Annotated in this window: 15 protein-coding genes, 1 pseudogene and 1 riboswitch; of the genes and pseudogenes, 14 read left to right on the plus strand and 2 right to left on the minus strand. The window is 71.9% G+C overall.

The features are described 5' to 3' along the window. Positions 1-39 precede the first annotated feature (39 nt). The 13 genes and pseudogenes from ACGFY5_RS06095 (at position 40) to ACGFY5_RS06155 (ending at position 15,131) form a co-directional block, all read left to right on the plus strand. Complete coding sequence (locus ACGFY5_RS06095) at positions 40-741, plus strand: hypothetical protein (RefSeq protein WP_392717836.1); 702 nt, start codon at positions 40-42, stop codon at positions 739-741. Positions 742-793: 52 nt separating this feature from the next. Next, a complete protein-coding gene (locus tag ACGFY5_RS06100; protein ID WP_392718667.1) occupies positions 794-2,737 on the plus strand; it encodes a histidine kinase in 1,944 nt (647 codons plus the stop codon). Then, entirely contained in the window at positions 2,734-3,486 is a 753-nt protein-coding gene (locus ACGFY5_RS06105) for a response regulator (RefSeq protein WP_392717838.1), read from the plus strand. The genes ACGFY5_RS06100 and ACGFY5_RS06105 overlap by 4 nt, the downstream gene beginning before the upstream one ends. 41 nt (positions 3,487-3,527) lie before the next feature. Further along, on the plus strand, positions 3,528-4,196 hold the full coding sequence (locus ACGFY5_RS06110; protein ID WP_392717840.1) for a phosphoribosyltransferase: 669 nt from the start codon (positions 3,528-3,530) through the stop codon (positions 4,194-4,196). 116 nt (positions 4,197-4,312) lie between these two features. Continuing rightward, a riboswitch (cobalamin riboswitch) is annotated at positions 4,313-4,439 on the plus strand. Between the two features lie 96 nt (positions 4,440-4,535). Next, complete coding sequence (locus tag ACGFY5_RS06115; RefSeq protein WP_392717842.1) at positions 4,536-6,704, plus strand: putative cobaltochelatase; 2,169 nt, start codon at positions 4,536-4,538, stop codon at positions 6,702-6,704. Next, positions 6,704-7,318 carry a cob(I)yrinic acid a,c-diamide adenosyltransferase gene (gene cobO, locus ACGFY5_RS06120; protein ID WP_344650913.1) on the plus strand — a complete coding sequence of 205 codons (615 nt, stop codon included), beginning with the start codon at positions 6,704-6,706 and terminating at the stop codon, positions 7,316-7,318. Before ACGFY5_RS06115 ends, cobO begins: the two co-directional genes overlap by 1 nt. Further along, positions 7,315-8,655, plus strand: a pseudogene (locus ACGFY5_RS06125) (cobyrinate a,c-diamide synthase); the annotation flags it as partial. The gene cobO and the pseudogene ACGFY5_RS06125, both read left to right, overlap by 4 nt. A gap of 850 nt (positions 8,656-9,505) precedes the next feature. After that, positions 9,506-10,210: a precorrin-2 C(20)-methyltransferase gene (gene cobI / locus ACGFY5_RS06130; RefSeq protein ID WP_392717844.1), complete on the plus strand. Its 705-nt coding sequence runs from the start codon at positions 9,506-9,508 to the stop codon at positions 10,208-10,210. After that, entirely contained in the window at positions 10,207-10,602 is a 396-nt protein-coding gene (locus tag ACGFY5_RS06135; RefSeq protein WP_392717846.1) for a cobalamin biosynthesis protein, read from the plus strand. The genes cobI and ACGFY5_RS06135 overlap by 4 nt, the downstream gene beginning before the upstream one ends. Before the next feature lie 7 nt (positions 10,603-10,609). Then, positions 10,610-11,677: an Rv2231c family pyridoxal phosphate-dependent protein CobC gene (cobC, locus tag ACGFY5_RS06140; RefSeq protein WP_392718669.1), complete on the plus strand. Its 1,068-nt coding sequence runs from the start codon at positions 10,610-10,612 to the stop codon at positions 11,675-11,677. A 311-nt stretch (positions 11,678-11,988) separates the two neighbouring features. After that, on the plus strand, positions 11,989-13,284 hold the full coding sequence (locus ACGFY5_RS06145; protein ID WP_392718671.1) for a nicotinate-nucleotide--dimethylbenzimidazole phosphoribosyltransferase: 1,296 nt from the start codon (positions 11,989-11,991) through the stop codon (positions 13,282-13,284). Then, positions 13,281-14,528 carry a uroporphyrinogen-III C-methyltransferase gene (gene cobA / locus ACGFY5_RS06150; RefSeq protein ID WP_392717848.1) on the plus strand — a complete coding sequence of 416 codons (1,248 nt, stop codon included), beginning with the start codon at positions 13,281-13,283 and terminating at the stop codon, positions 14,526-14,528. Before ACGFY5_RS06145 ends, cobA begins: the two co-directional genes overlap by 4 nt. A gap of 330 nt (positions 14,529-14,858) precedes the next feature. After that, a complete protein-coding gene (locus ACGFY5_RS06155) occupies positions 14,859-15,131 on the plus strand; it encodes a hypothetical protein (protein WP_392717850.1) in 273 nt (90 codons plus the stop codon). Between the two features lie 96 nt (positions 15,132-15,227). Here ACGFY5_RS06155 and otsB read toward each other — a convergent pair whose 3' ends face one another. Both otsB and ACGFY5_RS06165 read right to left on the minus strand, forming a co-directional pair. Then, positions 15,228-15,980, minus strand: a complete 753-nt coding sequence (otsB, locus tag ACGFY5_RS06160; RefSeq protein WP_392717852.1) for a trehalose-phosphatase — start codon at positions 15,978-15,980, stop codon at positions 15,228-15,230. Next, positions 15,977-17,368 carry a trehalose-6-phosphate synthase gene (locus ACGFY5_RS06165; RefSeq protein WP_392717854.1) on the minus strand — a complete coding sequence of 464 codons (1,392 nt, stop codon included), beginning with the start codon at positions 17,366-17,368 and terminating at the stop codon, positions 15,977-15,979. The genes otsB and ACGFY5_RS06165 overlap by 4 nt, the downstream gene beginning before the upstream one ends. 327 nt (positions 17,369-17,695) lie before the next feature. Between ACGFY5_RS06165 and ACGFY5_RS06170 the strand changes: the two genes are divergently transcribed. Further along, a complete protein-coding gene (locus tag ACGFY5_RS06170) occupies positions 17,696-19,051 on the plus strand; it encodes an ABC transporter substrate-binding protein (protein ID WP_392717856.1) in 1,356 nt (451 codons plus the stop codon). The last annotated feature ends 47 nt before the right edge of the window (positions 19,052-19,098 follow it).

Here is a 19,098-nt window from a genome sequence, read left to right on the forward strand (position 1 = left end):
GGGCGTCGCAGGGTGGTGTCCGACCGAAGGAGAACGATCATGACCACCGCATACGCCGCGGCGACCGTCCGCGAGCAGAACGCCACCGCCAGTCGCACCTGGGCCGCGGTCGGCGCCGTGGCCGGCCTCGCCGGCGTCGCGAGCATCCAGACCAGCCTCACCATCGACGCCGGCTACGCCCCCGACACGATCGGAGACCCGGAGAAAGTCGTCGAGCGGCTGGCCGATCAGACGGTCGCGATCCTGGTCACCCACACGCTGACGATCATCACCGCGCTGCTGCTGGTCGTGTTCGCCGCGGGTCTCAAGCGTCGGCTGGAGGCGCAGGCCCCGGTGGGCAGCCTGCTGCCGTCGGTCGCCGCGTCGGGGCTCGGTCTGGTGTCGGTGGCCGCACTGCTGGGCAGCGGCCTGACCACGGAGTTCGTGTTCGGCGCCAACGCCCCGAAGGGTGAGTTGGTGCCGGAGTCCGGCGACTTCTACGCGCACTGGATCGCCACGATCCCGTGGCTCTGGGTCGGCGCCGGGCTCACCGGTGTCGCGGTGGCCGCTGCCGCGCTGAAGCACTCGGCCGCGCCGCGCTGGATCGGCTGGGTGGGCGTCGTCCTCGGCGGTCTGACGCTGCTCGCCGGTATCTCGCCACTGCAGTACATGGCCGGCTTCACCGGCCCGGTGTGGCTGCTGGTCACCGGACTCGGATTCTTGTTCGCCGACCGCCGTCGGTCTGATGCCCGACTGAAATAGTCGTACGTCAACTGTACGGTCATCGACCGTGACGATCCTCACTGACAGCGCTCTGGCCAGCGGCAACGCCGGCCGGAGCGCTGTCGGCACGCCGCGGGTCGCCGGCACCGTCGCCGGGCTCGCCTGGCTGCTGGCCGTCGGCTCGACGGTGCTGCTCTTCGCTGCCCGGCCGCCGGTCGACGAACTGCTCTGGTTCTTCACCGTCGACGCCACGGTGGCCGCCGTCTACGGCACGGTCGCCGGTCTGACGCTGTCCCGGCGGCGCCATCCCGTGCCGTGGCTGGTCGCGCTCATGGCGCTGGGTTGCGGTGTGTCCGCGCTCGCGATGGCGTACTCGGCGTTCGCTGCGCGATGGCCGCTGCCGGGGGTCGGGACGGCGGCGAACCTGATCAGCGTCGGCTGGGTGCCCGGCACGCTGGCGATCTTCCTGGTCGTTCCGTGGCTGGTGCGTGATCACCGGCTCGGTCCGGTCGCCCGGCTGGGCGTCACGCTCGGCGGCGCGGTGTCCGTGGCGTTGTTCGCGGTCAACGTGTCGCAGCCGGATGCTCCGGTCACGTGGCTCGTCGTCGCCGCGGTCATGCTGGGCCTGGTCGCGTCCGGGGAGGTCACCTGGCGGCGGTTACGTGGCCCGGTCGAGGAGCGGATCGGGCTCGGCTGGCTGGCCGTCGGCACCGCGATCATGGCGGTCTCGTTCGTTCCGCTGGCGTTCTACGGTCAGGTCCAGCTGCCGATCTGGTTCACGCCGGTGCTGCACCTGGTCGCGCAGGCGGTGTTCCCGGCCGCGATCCTCGTCGCAGTGCTGCGTCAGCGGATGTGGGGTCTGGATCTCGCGATCAGCCGTGCGGTGCTCGGTGGGCTGCTCACCGTCGGGCTGGTGGTTCTGTACACGGCGGTCACCGCGGTGCTCACCCGGCTGCTGCCCGGCGACGGCATCGCGCAGGTCGTGGCCGCTGCGGTCGTGGCGGTCGCGGTGCAGCCGTCCCGCCTCTGGTTGCAGAGCCACGTCCGGCGCCTGGTCTACGGCGACGCTGCCGAGCCCGAGCGGGCCGTCCGCCGCCTGGGTCGGCACCTCGGGGGTGCGCAGAGCCCCGAGGAGCTGCTGAACGGGCTGGTCGAGAGCGTCGGGCACGCGTTGCGCCTGGAGTCGGCCACGCTGGAGGTCGACGGCGTGCGTGCGGCGTCGTGGGGTTCGCCCACGGCGTCGCCGATGCTGGTGCCGCTGCTGCACCGGGGCACGGAGGTCGGTGTTCTCGGGGTCACCGTTCCGCCCGGTGAGGCGCTGGACGCTCGCGCGCTGCGCTCGCTCGGCGAACTCGTCTCCGTCGTCGCGGCGGGCGTCGTGCTCGCCCGCGCGTCCTCCGACCTGGCCGACGCCAGACAGCGGCTGACGTCGGTCAGGTTGGAGGAGCGGCGGGTCATCCGGCGGGAGCTGCACGACGGGCTCGGGCCGTCGCTGGCCGGTATCCGGCTGGGGCTGCAGGGGGCGCGCAACCTTCTGGGGAGCGACCCGGGAGCCGCTGGTACGTTGCTCGCCGCCCTGCAGGAGGAGCTCGACGGGCGCGTGGACGACGTCCGTACGCTCTCGCGGAACCTTCTGCCGCCGATCCTCGACGAGCTCGGGCTCGAACCGGCGCTGGCCGAGCTCGCGGCCCGGCACGCAGAGGGTGGGCTCGACGTTCAGGTGCGGTGCGTGGGCACCGAGGCGCTCGCCTCTCCGCTCGCCACCGCGGCGTACGGCATCGTCGTGGAGGCGGTGATGAACGTCGCGCGGCACGCGAGCGCTTCCGGTTGTTCGGTGGAGGTCGTGGCCGACGCGGAGGCCCTTCGGATCGTCGTCGAGGACGACGGCACGGGAGTCCGGCCCGGCGCCGTGCCCGGGGTCGGCACCCGCTCGATGCGCGAGCGCGCCGAAGAGCAGGGCGGCACGCTGTGCGTCGAGCCGACGGCCGCCGGCGGAACCCGCGTCGCGGCTGGCCTGCCGCTAGGCGTCGCATGACGCCTCCCACCCACGGCGCCCCCCACGCCCCGGGCCCCGCCGGCGGTGGCCCCGGTGGCTCCGGCGGCTCCGGTGGCTCCGGCGGCCCCGGCGGCCCCGGCGGCGGTGTGAGGATTCGGGTTGGGGTGGTGGATGACCATCCGGTGTTCCGACTCGGGATGGCGGCGCTGCTGAGCAGCCTCGACGGGGTCGAGGTCGTGGCGCAGGCGGCTTCGCGGGCCGAGGCGCTCGCGGTGATCGGACCGGGTGTCGACGTCGTCGTCATGGACCTGCACCTGGGCGACGACTCCGGCGTCGAGACCACCCGGGAACTGCTCCGGCGGCTACCCGACCTGAGGATCCTGGTCGTCACGATGCTCGAGGACGACGAGTCGGTGGTGGCCTCGGTGCGCGCGGGAGCCCGCGGCTACCTGCTGAAGGGCGCGACCCCCACCGAGGTCGAACGGGCCGTGCGAGCGGTCGCGAACGGCGAGGTGATCCTCGGCCCACAGGTCGCCGCTCAGGCCATCAGCTACCTGTCCGGCGCCCGCACCACCGGCCCGGTGTCGTTCCCCGAACTCACCGACCGCGAACGCGAGGTGCTCGACCTCGTGGCCCGGGGCTACGACAACACCACGATCTCCCGCCGTCTCGTCCTGAGCCCGAAGACCGTGCGCAACCACGTCGCGAACGTGTTGACGAAACTCGGGGTACCGAGCCGCGCAGAAGCGCTGCTCCTGGCCCGCGAACGTGGTCTCGGAGGCGTGTGACGCCGGTTATCGGGGTAACCCGCGGTAACCGGAGGTGCGACATGTCGGACTACTTCGCTGACCGGGCGGAGGCGGGCCGTGCGCTGGCGGTCGCCGTCGCCGAACACCTGAAGGAGCACGAGGTGCCCCTCGTGCTGGGGCTGCCGCGCGGTGGCGTCCCGATCGCGCGGACCGTGGCCGCCGCGGTCCACGGCGAGCTGGACGTCGTCGTCTCGCGCAAGATCGGGGTGCCGTGGCACCGCGAGCTCGGCGTCGGCGCCGTGACCGTCGACGGCCCCGCGCTGTTCGACGAGGGACTGCTCGGCCAGGTGGGCCTCACGTTGCAGGAACTCCAGCCTGACGTCGAGCGGGAACGAGCCGAGGCGGTGCGACGCACCGAGCGGTACCGGGGCGGTCGACCGGCGCCGGTGGTGGAGGGGCGCACGGTGGTCGTGGTGGACGACGGGCTCGCGACCGGTGCCACCGCACGGGCCGCGCTGCGGTCGTTGCGGGCGCTGCGGCCCGCGCACCTGGTGTTCGCGGCGCCGGTGTGCGCACCGCAGGCCGTGATCATCCTCGGCGTCGAGGCGGACGCCGTGGTGTGCGTGAGCGCGCCGCCGGAGTTCCGCGCGGTCGGGTACCACTACCGGGACTTTCCGCAGCTCACCGACGAAGAGGTGGAAGCGGAGCTGACCGCGGCCCGCCGTGACTCGGCCGCGTTGCGCCTTTGAGGCTGCTCACTGTCGCGCCGTGAGCGAGGAAGCGCGGGCGCCCGGACGGCGGTGACGCACGTCTCGCACCTTTGACGATGGGGACGTGGTGAGTCACAGTTACGGCGAGCGGAGGGCAGGAAGACCGGTGAGAATCCGGCGCGGTCCCGCCACTGTCACCGGGGAGCCGACCTCACTCAATGGTCACGGCCGGTAACGGCTGGAAGGCCGAGGACACGCTTCGATCCGGGAGCCAGGACACTGCGTCCGCTCCCTGCGAGCCTGCTCGCAGGCCATCGCACACGCGGGCGTGGACACCCGCGGGAAGGATCCTGGCATGCCCTCGTGCGTGATCGGCGGGTGACTCCGCCGTACCCGTTCTCCGCGGTCGTCGGTCTGGACGACCTCCGTTTGGCGTTGACGCTCAACGCCGTTTCGCCTGCTATCGGTGGTGTGCTCGCCCGGGGCGAGAAGGGCACTGCGAAGTCGACGGTCGTCCGGGCGCTGCACGCCCTGCTCCCACCCATCACGGTGGTGACCGGCTGCCGCTTCGCCTGCGACCCGGCCGCCCCCGACCCCCAATGCCCCGACGGCCCGCATCTCCCGGCGCCCGCAGGCCCGGATGGCGTCGGCGCCTCGGCTGGAGGCGTGGCCGCCGAAACGCGCCCCGCGCGGTTGGTGGAGTTGCCGGTGGGGGCCACCGAGGATCGGCTGGTGGGGGCGCTCGATCTGGAGCGGGCGCTCACCGAGGGGGTGCGGGCGTACCAGCCCGGGTTGCTCGCGGCCGCGCACCGGGGCGTCCTGTACGTGGACGAGGTCAACCTGCTCGCCGACCACCTGGTCGACACGCTCCTCGACGCCGCCGGCATGGGCCGCGCGTACGTCGAGCGTGACGGCGTCTCGGTGCGGCACGCGGCGCGGTTCCTGCTCGTCGGCACCATGAACCCGGAGGAAGGCGAGCTGCGTCCGCAGTTGCTCGACCGCTTCGGTCTGACGGTGGAGGTCACGGCGAGCCGCCGGCCCGCCGAACGGGCCGAGGTCGTGCGGCGGCGGCTGGCCTACGAGGCCGACCCCGAAGGCTTCGCAGCCCGCTGGGCCGACGCCGACGCCGAGCTCGCCGAACGCATCGTCGAGGCGCGCGCCCGTCTGGCTGACGTCACTCTGAGCGATGCCGCCCTGCGCCGGATCACGGCCGTGTGCGCCGCGTTCGACGTGGACGGGCTCCGGGCCGACCTCGTCACCGCGCGGACGGCCGTCACGCTGGCGGCGTGGAATGGGCGGGACCACGTCACGGACGACGACATCCGGCGCGCCGCCGAACTCGCGTTGCCGCACCGGCGCCGCCGTAACCCGTTCGACGCACCCGGCCTGGACCAGGACCAGCTCGACAAAGCCCTCCAGGAAGCCGCCGACGACGACCCCGACGACGACCCGGACGGTCCCAACGGTCCCGACGACGGTCCCAACGGTCCCGACGACGGCCCCAACAGCCCCAACGGCCCCAACGGCCCCGACGGCCCCGACGACGGCACCACCGAGAGCAACACGAGCGACGGCGCCCCCGACAGCAGCACGGACAGCGGCCCCGATCGCCGCCCACCCGACACGAGCGAACCGCTCGACGGCGCGAGCCCCGCAACCGACCGCGGCCGAGCCGACGAAACCGCAGACGACAACCGGCCACGCCTCCCCAGCCCCGCACCCGAACGACCAGCGGTAAAAGCCACCGACCCCTACCGCACCAAACTCCTCACCGTTCCCGGCGTAGGCCGATCCCAGTCCGACGCCACGGGCCGCCGCTCCCTCGCCGAGTCGCGCCGCGGCCGAGTCGTCCGAGCCGCACGACCGGACGGCCCGGTGCACGACGTCCACCTGATCGCGACGTTGCTGGCAGCGGCGCCGCACCAGAAACAACGCGGACGCACCGCGGGCCTGAAGCTCGAGAAGCAGGACCTGCGGTCCGCGGTCCGCCGCGGACGGGAGAGCAACACGATCCTGTTCTGCGTCGACGCCTCCGGCTCGATGGCGGCCCGGCAACGCATGGCCGCGGTCAAGGGCGCGGTGCTGTCGTTACTGCTGGACGCCTACCAGCGCCGCGACACCGTCGGCTTGGTGACGTTCCGCAAGGACACCGCGACCCTCGCCCTGCCCCCCACCGGCAGCATCGAGGTCGCCGCCCGGCGCCTCGACGAACTCCCGACCGGCGGGAGAACCCCGCTCGCCCAGGGACTCGTCAAGTCCGCCGAAGTGATACGGCTCGAAAAACGGCGCAACCCTCACCGGCGACCCCTCCTCGTCGTGGTCACCGACGGCCGCGCCACGTACGGCAAGAACGCCAGGGAAGACGCCCGTCGCGCCGCCGCGTTCCTCGCCGCGGAACACACCGCGGCAGTCGTCGTGGACTGCGAAACCGGCCCGATCCGCCTCGGACTGGCCCAGGAACTCGCCATGAACCTCGGCGCCACCGCACTCCGCCTCGAAGAACTGAACGCCGACAACCTGGCGCACGTCGCGAGGGGAGCAGCCTGATGCCGCAGGGAAAACCGGACGTCATCCCGAACGACGGCCTCACCACCCGCCAGCGCCGCCGCCGGCCGATCCTGGCCGTCCACACCGGCCCGGGCAAGGGCAAGTCCACGGCGGCGTTCGGACTCGCGCTGCGCGCGTGGAACGCCGGCTGGCCGATCGGCGTCTTCCAGTTCGTGAAGAGCGCCAAGTGGCGGGTGGGGGAGGAGGACGCTCTTACCGCGCTCGGCGAGTACCACGCGCAGACCGGCAAGGGCGCACCCGTGACCTGGCACAAGATGGGCGAGGGCTGGTCCTGGATCCAACGTGCGGGCACCGAACAGGACCACGCGCGTGACGCCGCCGAAGGCTGGGAGCAGATCAAGCGCGACCTGGCCGCCGAAAGTTATGGCCTCTATGTCCTGGATGAGTTCACTTACCCCATGAAGTGGGGTTGGGTCGACGTCGATGATGTGGTGGAGACGCTGGGGAACCGCCCCGGCAGCCAACACGTCGTGATCACCGGCCGCAACGCCCATCCGTCCCTTCTCGAAGCCGCTGACCTGGTCACCGAGATGACCAAGGTCAAGCACCCGATGGACGCCGGGCAGAAAGGCCAGAAGGGAATCGAGTGGTGACCGTCGTCCCCCGCCTCGTCATCGCCGCTCCGGCGTCCGGCCACGGCAAGACCACCGTGGCGACCGGGCTCCTCGCCGCGTACAAGGCGCGCGGCCTGCGGGTCAGTCCGCACAAGGTCGGCCCCGACTACATCGACCCCGGCTACCACGCGCTCGCCTCCGGGCGGCCCGGCCGGAACCTGGACCCGTATCTCGTCGGCACGCATCTGATGGGGCCGTTGTTCGCGCACGGCGCCGCCGGTGCGGACCTCGCCGTCGTCGAAGGCGTCATGGGTCTGTACGACGGTGCGGTGGGCCATGGTGAGCTGGGCTCCACCGCGCAGGTCGCCGCCGCGCTGCGTGCGCCGGTCGTGCTCGTCGTGGACTCGTCCGCGCAGGGCCGGTCGGTGGCCGCGCTGGTGCACGGGTTCCGCACGTACGAGCCGAGCGTGTGGCTCGGTGGGGTGATCCTGAACCGGGTCGGGTCCGAGCGGCACGAGCAGATCCTGCGCGAGGCCTGCGAGGAGATCGGCACACCCGTGTTCGGCGCGCTGCGTCGGCGCGACGCGATCTCCACGCCCTCCCGGCATTTGGGGCTCGTACCCGTCGCGGAGCGCAGCAAGGAAGCGACCGAGGCCGTCGAGGCGATGGGTCGGATCGTCGCGGAGAGCGTCGACCTGGACCGGTTGCTGTGGCTCGCGCGGTCTGCTCCGCCGGTGTCGGCGGATCCGTGGTCGCCGACCGAGGCGGTCGGGGGTGCGGTGTCGGAGCGACCGGTGATCGCCGTTGCCGCGGGAGCGGCGTTCACTTTCGGTTACGCCGAAACCGTTGAGCTGTTGGAGGCGACCGGGGCGGTCGTCGCGCGGTTCGACCCGCTGAACGACTCGTCGTTGCCCGAGGGCACGGCCGGGCTCGTCGTTGGTGGTGGGTTCCCGGAGGTGCACGCGGAGGCTTTGAGCGCCAACGAGCCGTTGAAAAAGGCGGTACGTGATCTGGCGGCGTCCGGAGCGCCGATCGCGGCGGAGTGTGCCGGGTTGCTGTGGCTGACCAAGTCGCTGGACGGCAAGCCGATGTGTGGCGTGCTGGACGCCGAATCCGGCATGACCTCGAACCTCACGCTCGGCTACCGCAGCGCGGTCGCGATCTCGGACTCGCAGCTGTTGCCGGAAGGGACGCGCGTGCACGGGCACGTGTTCCACCGCACGCAGGTGGAGCCCCGCGCCGGCGCCCGGCCCGCGTGGCAGTGGCAGGGGCGTCCGCCGGAGGGGTTCGTGCAGGACGGCATCCACGCGTCCTACCTGCACCTGCACTGGGCCGCGCATCCGATCATCGCGCGCAGGCTCGTGGATGCTGCTTCCCGCCTGCAGCGTCGTGCGTTGCCCGCCGTCCCTACCGGTCCGTCACCCACTTTGATCGACGCTCCACGCGAACTACCGCCCGCAGCGGCCGATGCGGCTCCTACGAAGGTGGAAGTGGCCGCCGCGTCCACGTCGTCGAACGACGCACCGCCGGTGGGATCCGACGCACCGTCACCAGCGGCGACGCCGGTCGCACCCGCAACCAACGACGCACCAGCGGCTGTTGCGCCCGCGACCGGCGCTGCGCCGACCGCTGTAGCGACCAGCGACGCGGCCACGGCTGTCGCGCCGGGCGGAGCGCCTGCGGCGGCTGCCGATGCGCCCGCGGCCGACGGCGCCGTGGCCGTAGCCGACGGCGGCGCGCCTGCGACTGTGGCCGGCGGCGGTGCGCCTGCGGCTGTGGCCGAGGGCGGCGCGCCTGTGGCTGGGGCCGAGAGTGGCGCGGCTGCGGGTGGGGCCGGCGGCGGCGCGCCTGTGGCTGGGGCCGGCGGCGTTGCGCCGGTGGCTGGGGCCGGTGGCGGGGTGCCGGAGGGTGGTGTCGGGGGTGGGAGCGCGGTCGCGGCTGATGAGGCTGCGGCCCGGGCTCGGGCGGCGGCCGATGCGGCTGCTGCGCGATCGCGCGCGGAGCAGGACGCCGCCGCGGCGAGCGCGCGCAGGGCCGCCGGAATCTCCGGTGACGGAGATGACACCCCCGGGGTGGACAAAAACGGCGATTCGGAGAGTTTGCCCCGCGTGTCGCAGAGCGACGGTCCGCCGTCCACGACGGATCGCGACGGATCATGAGTTCTCACGGCGGGTGGTCGAGCCGGGCCGGGTGGGACGGCCCCGATCACCGGCGGAGGAGCGTCGCATGAAACTTATCGGCGTCGGTGTGGGCCCGGGCGACCCCGAGCTGGTCACCGTCAAGGCCGTGCGGGTGATGCGCGCGGCCGACCGCGTCTACGTACCGGTGCTGTCCGCCGACGAGACCGGCTACGCCGAACTCACCGTTCGCACCCACGTGGACCACGACCGCCTCGAACGTCTCGTGTTCGCAGCGGGCGACCCCCACGGCGCCGCCGAGTCCGTCGCCCGCCACCTGCGGGCGATCGGCCCCGGCGGTTCGGCGGTGTTCGCGACGATCGGCGACCCGAACGTGTACTCGGCGTTCACCCAACTCGCCCAGGCGATCCGCGAGCTGCTGCCGGACGTCACGGTCGAGACGGTCCCGGGCGTTATCGCCGCCCAGGACCTCGCGAGCCGCTGCCGCGTACCGCTCGTCGAAGGCGGCGACGCGCTCACGCTGCTGCCGCTCGGCACCGGCGTCGGGGGCCTCTCCGACGTGCTCGACGGCCGGGGCAGCGTCGTCGTCTACAAGAGCGGGCGACACCTGATCGGCGTGAAGGAGGCGGTCCGGCGTGCCGGACGTCTGCACGGCGCGCTGTACGGAGCGCGGCTCGGCTTGCCGGGCGAAGTGGTGCGGCCACTGGCGTCCGCCGATGGAAGCACCGCGCCGTACCTGTCGTCGGTGCTGGTCCCCGCACGGCGGACCAGCCTTCGAAGTGGAGTGCAGTGAAGCCGTTAGCGGTGTATGTGGTCGGGGTCGGCGCGCGGGCCGGCGCGTCCGCCGCGGAGGTCAGCGCCCTGGTCGACGAGGCGCTGGCCGATGCGCGGATCCCGGCGCACGAGGTCGCGCACCTCGCGACGGTGGAGGCGAAGGGCGCGGAGGCGGGGATCCGCACGGTTGCCGCCGACCGTGGTTGGCGGCTGGTCACCTGGTCGGCGAATCGGCTGTCGCAGGTGCTGGTGCCGACGCCGTCAGCGCTGGTCGGCGAGGTGGCGGGGACGGCGAGCGTGGCCGAGGCCGCCGCACTGCTCGACGCGACCGGCCGGCAGACCGGCACGCTGGTCGTGCCGAAGCGCACGTCGCCGACCGTGACGGTCGCGATCGCCCAGCACAGTGGTTGAGTCCGGCATCGCGGCCGTGTCCGGGAGTTCGGGCGCGAGCGTGGCGGCAGAGGCATTCGATCTGCGGCACCACGGGGATGCCGAGGTGCGAAAAGCCGGCCTCGTCGACCTCGCGGTCAACGTACGGCAGGGGGAGATGCCGGAGTGGCTCGCGCAGCCGATCCGGTCGTCGCTGAACGATCTGGCGGCGTATCCCGATCAGACGGTGGCGCGGGAGGCGGTGGCGGCGCGGCACGGTCGGCCACCGGCGGAGGTGCTGCTCACCGCCGGGGCCGCGGAGGCGTTCGTGCTGCTGGCGCGGGTGTTGCGTCCCTGGCGGGCGGTGGTGGTGCACCCGCAGTTCACCGAGCCGGAGGCGGCGCTGTTGGCCGCGGGGGTCTCCGTGGACCGGGTGGTGCTGTCGGCGGCGGACGGGTTCGTGCTCGAGCCGTCGTCGGTGCCGGACGATGCCGACCTGGTGGTGATCGGAAACCCGACGAATCCGACATCAGTGTTGCATGCGGCCTCCTCGATCGCTGCTTTGGCGCGGCCGGGGCGGACGCTCGTGGTGGACGAGGCGTTCGCGGACACGGTGCCGGGGGAGCCCGAGTCGGTGGCGGGTCGGCGGGATCTGCCGGGGCTGGTCGTCATCCGGAGTTTGACGAAGACGTGGCAGTTGGCGGGATTGCGGGTGGGGTATCTGTTGGCTTCCGCCTCGGCGGTCGCCGCGTTGGGGGAGGCGCAGCCGCTGTGGGGGGTGTCCACGCCCGCTCTGGCGGCCGCGGTGGCGTGCAGTTCGATGCGGGCCACGGCCGCCGCGGACGAGTTCGCGGTCGTCCTCGCCGAGGAGCGGGAGTACCTGCTGGCGGGGTTGCGGGAGTTGCCGTGGGTGCGGGTGCACGGGGTACCGGCGTCGTCGTTCGTTCTGATCGAGACGCCGGGCGCGGTGGAGTTGCGGGAGCGGCTCCGGGAGCTGGGCTGGGCGGTGCGCCGGGGTGACACGTTTCCCGGTCTGGGCCCGGATTGGCTCCGCATAGCCGTGCGGGACCGCCCTACGACCGACCGGTTCCTCGCCGCGCTCCAGGCAGCCCACTGAGCAGCGTCCCGGCAGCCCACGGGGCAGCGTTCCGGCAGCCCACGGGGCAGCGCCTCGGGTGGTCCGCTGAGCGGCGCCTCGGGTGGCGCCGGGCGGTGCACGGTCGCGTGCGCCGGGTGGTGCACGGTCTGGGCCCGTATAGGGGCGCAAAGCGTGCAGCGCTCGGCGCGACCGGAGGGGCGGGGTGTTTCGGTGAGGTTGCGGGGTGGGGTCCGCCACCGCGGGGAGCCTGAAACGGGGAGGGCGGCGGTGCGCGCCGACCGGGGCAGGGCACGATGATGCAGGGCACTCTTGGGAGGACACCGATGAGCCTGTTGAGCTCGACCGTCGCGGCGATCCGACCGGCGGATGCCGCTGCGGCCGCGGAGGCGCGGAACCGGCAGGCTCGGATGACGAAGCCGGCTGGTTCCCTCGGCGTGCTCGAGGACCTTTCGATCAAGCTCGCAGGGTTGGCCGGGGAGTGCCCGCCGTCGATGCCCGAGCCCGCTGCGGTTGCGGTGTTCGCCGGGGATCACGGGGTTCACGCGCAGGGTGTCACGCCCTGGCCGCAGGAGGTCACCAGCCAGATGGTGGCGAACTTCCTCGCCGGGGGCGCCGTGGTCAACGCGTTCGCTGCCCAGATGCGCGCCTCGGTCACGGTCGTGGACGTAGGCGTAGCCACCCCGCTCGTACCGGCGGAGGACAGCGCCGTCGACCCCCGCGCCGCCGAGCCGCAAGCCGCTGAGCCGCAAGCCGCTGAGCTGCGTGCCGCGGAGCCGGGTGCTGCGGAGCCGGGTGCTGCGGAGCCGGGTGCTGCGGAGCTGCGTGCCGCGGAGCCAGGTGCTGCGGAGCTGCGTGCCGGCGAGCCGGGTGCCGGCGGGGCCGGGGAGCCGCGGCTGCTCGAGCGGAACGTTCGGCGGGGTACTCGGGATATGACGGTCGAGCCGGCGATGACTCGGGACGAGGCCGTGGCCGCGATCGAGGTCGGGATCACGGTCGCGCACGAGCTGGTGGCCTCGGGGAACCGGGCGCTCCTCACCGGCGACATGGGCATCGCGAACACCACCGCCTCGGCGGCCCTGGTGGCCGCCTTCACCGGCGCCGCCCCCACCGAGGTCACCGGCGCCGGCACCGGCATCGACCCCGCAACCCTCGCCCACAAAACCGACGTGGTCCGCCGCGCCCTGGAACTCCACGGCCTCACCCCGCCCGAGGCGGCCACCCCGCCCGAGGGGGCGTCGGGTGGACGCGCGGGACCGGCCGACCCGGTGGAAATTCTCGCGGCGGTTGGTGGGTTGGAGCACGCGGCTATCGCTGGATTCGTGCTGGGCGCTGCTGCAAAGAGGGTGCCGGTGATCCTGGACGGGGTCATCGCCGGCTCGGCCGCGCTCGTGGCCGCGGCGATCGCACCGGACTGCCTGGACGCCGTGGTCGCCGGCCACCGCTCCACGGAACCCGGCCACGGCATCGCGCTCACCCACCTGGGCCTGACGCCCCTCGTCGACCTCTCGCTACGGCTCGGCGAAGGCACCGGCGCGGTGCTCGCGCTCCCGCTCGTGCAGGCGAGCGTGCGCGCACTGCGGGATGTAGCCACTTTTGACTCGGCCGGCGTCACGGAGAAGCAGTGACGTACCCGGTCGGATTGCGGCTGACGGGACGACGCGTCCTGATCGTCGGCGGTGGCACTGTCGCCCAGCGACGGGTACCGGCCCTGCTCGACGCCGGTGCGCACATCGTCCTCGTCGCGCCGGACGTCACCCCCGCGCTCGACGCGCTCGCGGCGGCCGGACGCCTGCGGTGGGAGCAGCGCGAATACACCGACGGTGACGTCGAGGGCGCCTGGTACGTCATGGCCGCGACCGACGCCGCGGACGTCAATGCGGCGGTCGCCGAGGCCGCCGAACGGGCCCACACGTTCTGCGCCCGCGCCGACGACGGCTCCGACGCCTCCGCCTGGACCCCGGCGGTCGGACGCCACGGGAACCTCACCGTCGCGGTGCACGCCGACCGCGACCCCCGGCGCGCCGCACTGCTGCGCGACGCGGTCGTCGACCGCCTCAACGACGGTTCGCTGGACGCCGCCCCGCAGCGCGGCCGAGGCCCGATCCCCGGCGTCGCCCTTGTCGGGGCCGGCCCGGGCGACCCGGAGCTGGTCACGGTCCGTGGCCGTCGGCTGCTGTCCCAGGCCGACGTCGTCGTGGCCGACCGTCTCGCCCCTCAGCTGCTCCTGGACGAGCTGCCACCACATGTCGAGGTCGTGGACGCGGCGAAGGTGCCCTACGGCCGTGCGATGGCCCAGGAGGCGATCAACGAGACGCTGGTGTCCCGCGCGAAGGCCGGACAGTTCGTCGTACGGCTCAAGGGCGGCGACCCGTTCGTGTTCGGCCGCGGCAGCGAGGAGCTGGAGGCGTGCCTCGCGGCGGGCGTACCGGTCGAAGTGGTGCCGGGCGTGACGTCGGCGGTCGCGGTGCCGTCGGCGGCCCGGATCCCGGTCACGCACCGGGGGATCGCGCACGAGATGGTCGTGGTGTCCGGACACGTCGCGCCGGAGGACCCGCGTTCGCTGGTGGATTGGCCCGCGCTCGCGCGTCTCAAGGGCACGCTGGTGATCCTGATGGGCGTCGAGCGGCTACCGGCTATCACCGCCGCGCTGATCGCGCACGGACGCCCGGCGGACACTCCGGCCGCGGTGATCCAGGAGGGCACGACCGGCGCCCAACGTCAGATAGTGGCCACGCTCGGCACGGTGGCGGCGGACGCCCTCGCGGCCGGCCTGTCGCATCCGGCGATCTGCGTCGTCGGTGAGGTCGTCAGGATCGGCGAGCGTCTGACCGAGCTCGCGTCCGCGCTGCCGGTGACCGCCAGGAGCTGACTCCGCGTCACTGTGGAGGCCTCGATCGTGAGTGGTCGGCGTCCTTTCACGCAAGAGCGTTTTGCGTTGCTTTGTCCCTTTCGGGAGGGCATACTCCAAGGGGCATGAGCCCCAGGGTCGCGCCGCCGTCCAGTGTGGTGGTGACCGTCGGGTGCATCGCTTCCACAGCGTGGAAATCCCTGGTTATGCGGCCTGCTTCGCCGTGTTCGCAACCGGTTCCGCGCTGCCACCGAGATTCGGTATCCAGTCGAAAGGAGCTCTTTCGCCTTGTCTTCCAAGTTCATTCGCGGACTCGTCCTCGCGGGCGTTGCGACCGCAAGCATGGCCAGCGTGGCTGCCCCCGCGTCGGCCGCGACTCAGAGCACCGCTCCGGCCGCCAAGAAGGCCGCCATCGTCATCATCTGCGACGGGTACGCACCCGTCTACGGATGCCAGTACCCGGACTACCTGGACTACGGGTGGGCAGGGGACTTCTACCGCGGTGGCGATTACTACTACTACAACCGCCCCGGCTTCTACTACGGCCGTGGCGACTGGGGTTGGGGTGGCCGCAGCCACCGTTACTGGCGTGGCGGTCGTCACCACCACCATCACCACCGCTGAGTAAAGCGTGACGCTGTCGTCGGGAGACTAGGCCGGGCCGCCACCCGGACTCTCCCCACACAGCGCGAGGCCGCCCGGTGAAAGCCGGGCGGCCTACTACGTTCCGACGTGCAGCCGACGTTCCTCGGACAGCAGCGAGAAGATCGTGACCATCTCCTCGGGATCGTCCACTCGGAACTCCGCGGCCGTCTCACCCGGACCGACCTTCACGCCGACGTCGCCCGGCCGCAGCACCGCGAACGCCTTCTCGTCCGTGACGTCGTCGCCGGAGAACAGCACCGCGTCGGCGCCGGTCCGCTCCCGTAGGACGTCCAGCGCGGTGCCCTTGCTGGTCTCGACGACGGCCAGTTCGAGCACCTTCTTGCCGGCCGTGGAGTGCACACCCGGCCAGCTACCCGGCCCGGCGGCCACGCCCGCGAGAAGCTTCTCCCCGGCGTCGGCATCGGCGTTCCGGACGTGCACCGCGACGCTCGCGATCTTCTCTTCCAGGGCCGCACCCGGCACGGACGCGATCATCGGACCCAGTTCGGAGAGCAATCGCTCGCGCAGCGCGGCGGCCTCCGGCGGGATCGCGAACCCGTCGTCGAACTCGACGCCGTGCGTGCCCACCAGCAGCGCCTCGCCGCCCAGGCCGGACAGCCGGGCCAGGTCGACCAGTGCGCGCCCGGAGAGCAGCGCCACCGACGTACGGGGGAGCGTCACCAGCTCCTGGAGCGCGTCGATACCCGCCGGCAGCGGGAACGCCTTCGCCGGGTCGTTGACGATCGGCGCGAGCACACCGTCGTAGTCGGTGGCGACCAGCAGCGTCTCGACGGCGGACAGCCGGGCGATCGCGTCCCGCAGGGTCATGCCTCGATCCCCATCGCCGCGAGGAAGTCGGCGGCCCAGCGCGACACGTCGTGCTCGGCGACCTGACGGCGCATCCGGCGCATGCGCCGGCGGGCGTCGGCCGGGTCGGCGCCGATGGCCTGCCGGACCTTGTCCTTGACGCCGTCGATGTCGTGCGGGTTGACGAGGTACGCCTGCTTGAGCTCCGCCGCGGCGCCGGTGAACTCGCTGAGCACCAGCGTGCCGCCGTGGTCGACCCGGGACGCGACGTACTCCTTGGCGACCAGGTTCATGCCGTCGCGCAGCGGCGTGACCAGCATGACGTCGGCCGCGCGGTAGAACGCGGTGAGCTCCTCGCGGCTGAACGACTGGTGCAGGTAGTGCACGGCCGGGGCGCCCACGTTGCCGTAGTCGCCGTTGATGCGCCCGACTTGGAGCTCGATCTCGTCGCGGAGCACCTTGTAGTGCTCGACCCGCTCCCGGCTGGGCGTCGCGATCTGGATCAGCGCGACGTCCGGCACCGTGACCGAGCCGTCTTGGAGCAGCTCCGAGAACGTCTTGAGCCGGATGGCGATGCCCTTGGTGTAGTCCAGCCGGTCGACGCCGAGGAGGATCGTCTTCGGGTGGCCGAGCTCATCGCGGATCTCCGCGGCCCGCTTGGCGATGCGCTCCTCGCGGGCGATCGCGTCGATGCTGGCGAAGTCGATCGAGATCGGGAACGACCGCGCGCGGACCGTGCGGCCTTCGAAGTCGACCTCGCTGCCGCGTGGTTTGAGATCGACGAGCCGCCGCGCGAGGCGCAGGAAGTTCGCCGCGCCGCCCGGCAACTGGAACCCGATCAGGTCGGCGCCCAACAGCCCGCGGATCACCTGCGTACGCCACGGCAGCTGCATGAACAGCTCCTGCGGCGGGAACGGAATGTGCAGGAAGAACCCGATCCGCAGGTCGGGACGCCGCTCGCGGAGCATCTGGGGCACGAGCTGGAGCTGGTAGTCCTGCACCCAGACCACGGCGCCCTCGGGTGCCGCCTCGGCGGCGGCGTCGGCGAAGCGGCGGTTGACGGTCACGTACGAGTCCCACCAGCTGCGGTGGTACTCGGGTTCGGCGATCACGTCGTGGTAAAGCGGCCAGAGCGTGGCGTTGGAGAAACCCTCGTAGTACGCGTCGACCTCGCGGTGGGACAGCGGTACCGGATGGATCTGGATGCCGTCGGCCTCGAACGGCTCCGGAGCGTCTCCGGCGTCACCTGACCAGCCGACCCAGACGCCGTGGCGCTTGCGCATCACCGGCTCGAGCGCTGTCACCAGTCCACCGGGACTGGGACGCCAATGGACGGAACCGTCGGATTTGACCTCGCGATCGACTGGCAATCGGTTGGCGACGACGACGATCGAAGTGTGGTCCGACACGGGCGGAACCCCCTCGGGTTGTCCGTACGGCCGTCATCTTATCGGTCGTTCGACGAGGACAGCTCGGCGGCTGGGGCTAACGGGACCGGATGGGGTTGCCCAGTCACCAGCCGTTTACTCCAAAGTCCTACTCCATCGATTCAGAACGTCTTCTGTCCGAACCTGGGTTCACCAGGGCGGGGGTTAGCCGCTTCCGGATCGTTACCTGTTTGATCTCCAAGGATGTTGCGCCGGAGTTACGAAAGCGCTTTCATCGCTCTACCGCCCGGGGGAGTTCGAGGCGTAGCTCACACTCATACTCCCTCGTTGAGAAGGAGGTAACAGACGATGGTGTTTGGTTTGCCGCGCCGACGAGCCTTCACAGGGGCCGTCGCGACGGTGGGAGCGGTGCTTCTCCTCGCGAGCTGCAGCACCAGCGGCGGCTCGGGGGCGGACAAGGACTCCGCCGAGTGCGAGCCCTACAAGAAGTGGGCGGTCGAGGAAGACGCCACGGTGACGGCGTACTCGTCGATCCGTGACGTCGAGGCCGACCGGCTCGAAGAGTCCTGGAAGCAGTTCGAGGACTGCACGGGCATCACCATCGAGCACGAGGGCTCCGGTGAGTTCGAGGCCCAGCTCAACGTCCGCGTCGATGGTGGCAATGCCCCTGACCTGGCGTTCTTCCCGCAGCCCGGTCTGCTCGGCTCGCTGGCCAAGGAAGGCAAGGTCAAGCCGGCCCCGGCTGCGGTCAAGACCAGCGCGGAGGCCAACTACTCCGCCGACTGGATCAAGTACGGCACGGTCGACGGTAAGTTCTACGCCGCACCGCTCGGCGCGAACGTGAAGTCGTTCGTCTGGTACTCGCCGAAGACGTTCAAGGAGAAGGGCTACACGGTCCCCAAGACGTGGGCCGAGATGATCGCCCTCTCCGACAAGATCGCCGCCACCGGTGAGAAGCCGTGGTGCGCGGGTGTCGAGTCCGGTGACGCCACCGGCTGGCCGGCCACCGACTGGCTCGAGGACGTCCTGCTGCGTACCGGTACGCCGGAGGACTACGACAAGTGGGTCAACCACGAGATCCCGTTCAACTCGCCGCAGGTCACGGCGGGCCTGGACCAGGTCGGCAAGATCCTGAAGAACCCGAAGTACGTCAACGGCGGCTACGGGGACGTCAAGAGCATCGTGACCACGTCGTTCCAGGAGGGTGGCCTGCCCATCCTCGAGAACAAGTGCACGCTGCACCGCCAGGCGTCCTTCTACGGCAACCAGTGGCCGGAAGGCACCGCGGTGGCCCCGGACGGCGACGTCTTCGCGTTCTACCTCCCGCCGATCGACGCCTCGAAGGGTCAGCCGGTTCTCGGTGCCGCCGAGTTCGTGGGTGCGTTCGCGGACCGTCCCGAGGTTCAGGCCGTGCAGGAGTACCTCTCCACGCCGGAGTGGGCCAACAGCCGGGCCAAGATCGGTGAGGGCGGCTGGATCAGCGCCAACAAGGGCCTGGACGCCAACAACCTGAAGAGCCCGATCGACAAGCTGTCGGTGCAGCTGCTGCAGGACCCGAAGACGGTCTTCCGCTTCGACGGATCGGACCAGATGCCGGGTGCGGTCGGCGCCGGTTCGTTCTGGAAGGCGATGGTCGGCTGGCTGAACGGTTCCAGCACGGCGGACGCGCTCGGACAGGTCGAGAAGAGCTGGCCGAAGAAGTGATCCACGGGGTCGGCTGATTGCTGCCGACCGGCCCGGGCGGCGGGTGG

Origin of the sequence: Cryptosporangium sp. NPDC048952, from assembly GCF_043197895.1 — a bacterium.
Lineage (GTDB): Bacteria > Actinomycetota > Actinomycetes > Mycobacteriales > Cryptosporangiaceae > Cryptosporangium.

Coding starts and splice junctions, on each gene's coding strand:
- ACGFY5_RS06170 (WP_392717856.1), top strand. CDS start 17,696: ATGGTGTTTGGTTTGCCGCGCCGACGAGCCTTCACAGGGGCCGTCGCG.
- ACGFY5_RS06095 (WP_392717836.1), top strand. CDS start 40: ATGACCACCGCATACGCCGCGGCGACCGTCCGCGAGCAGAACGCCACC.
- cobI (WP_392717844.1), top strand. CDS start 9,506: ATGAAACTTATCGGCGTCGGTGTGGGCCCGGGCGACCCCGAGCTGGTC.
- otsB (WP_392717852.1), bottom strand. CDS start 15,980: ATGACCCTGCGGGACGCGATCGCCCGGCTGTCCGCCGTCGAGACGCTG.
- cobO (WP_344650913.1), top strand. CDS start 6,704: ATGCCGCAGGGAAAACCGGACGTCATCCCGAACGACGGCCTCACCACC.
- ACGFY5_RS06105 (WP_392717838.1), top strand. CDS start 2,734: ATGACGCCTCCCACCCACGGCGCCCCCCACGCCCCGGGCCCCGCCGGC.
- ACGFY5_RS06110 (WP_392717840.1), top strand. CDS start 3,528: ATGTCGGACTACTTCGCTGACCGGGCGGAGGCGGGCCGTGCGCTGGCG.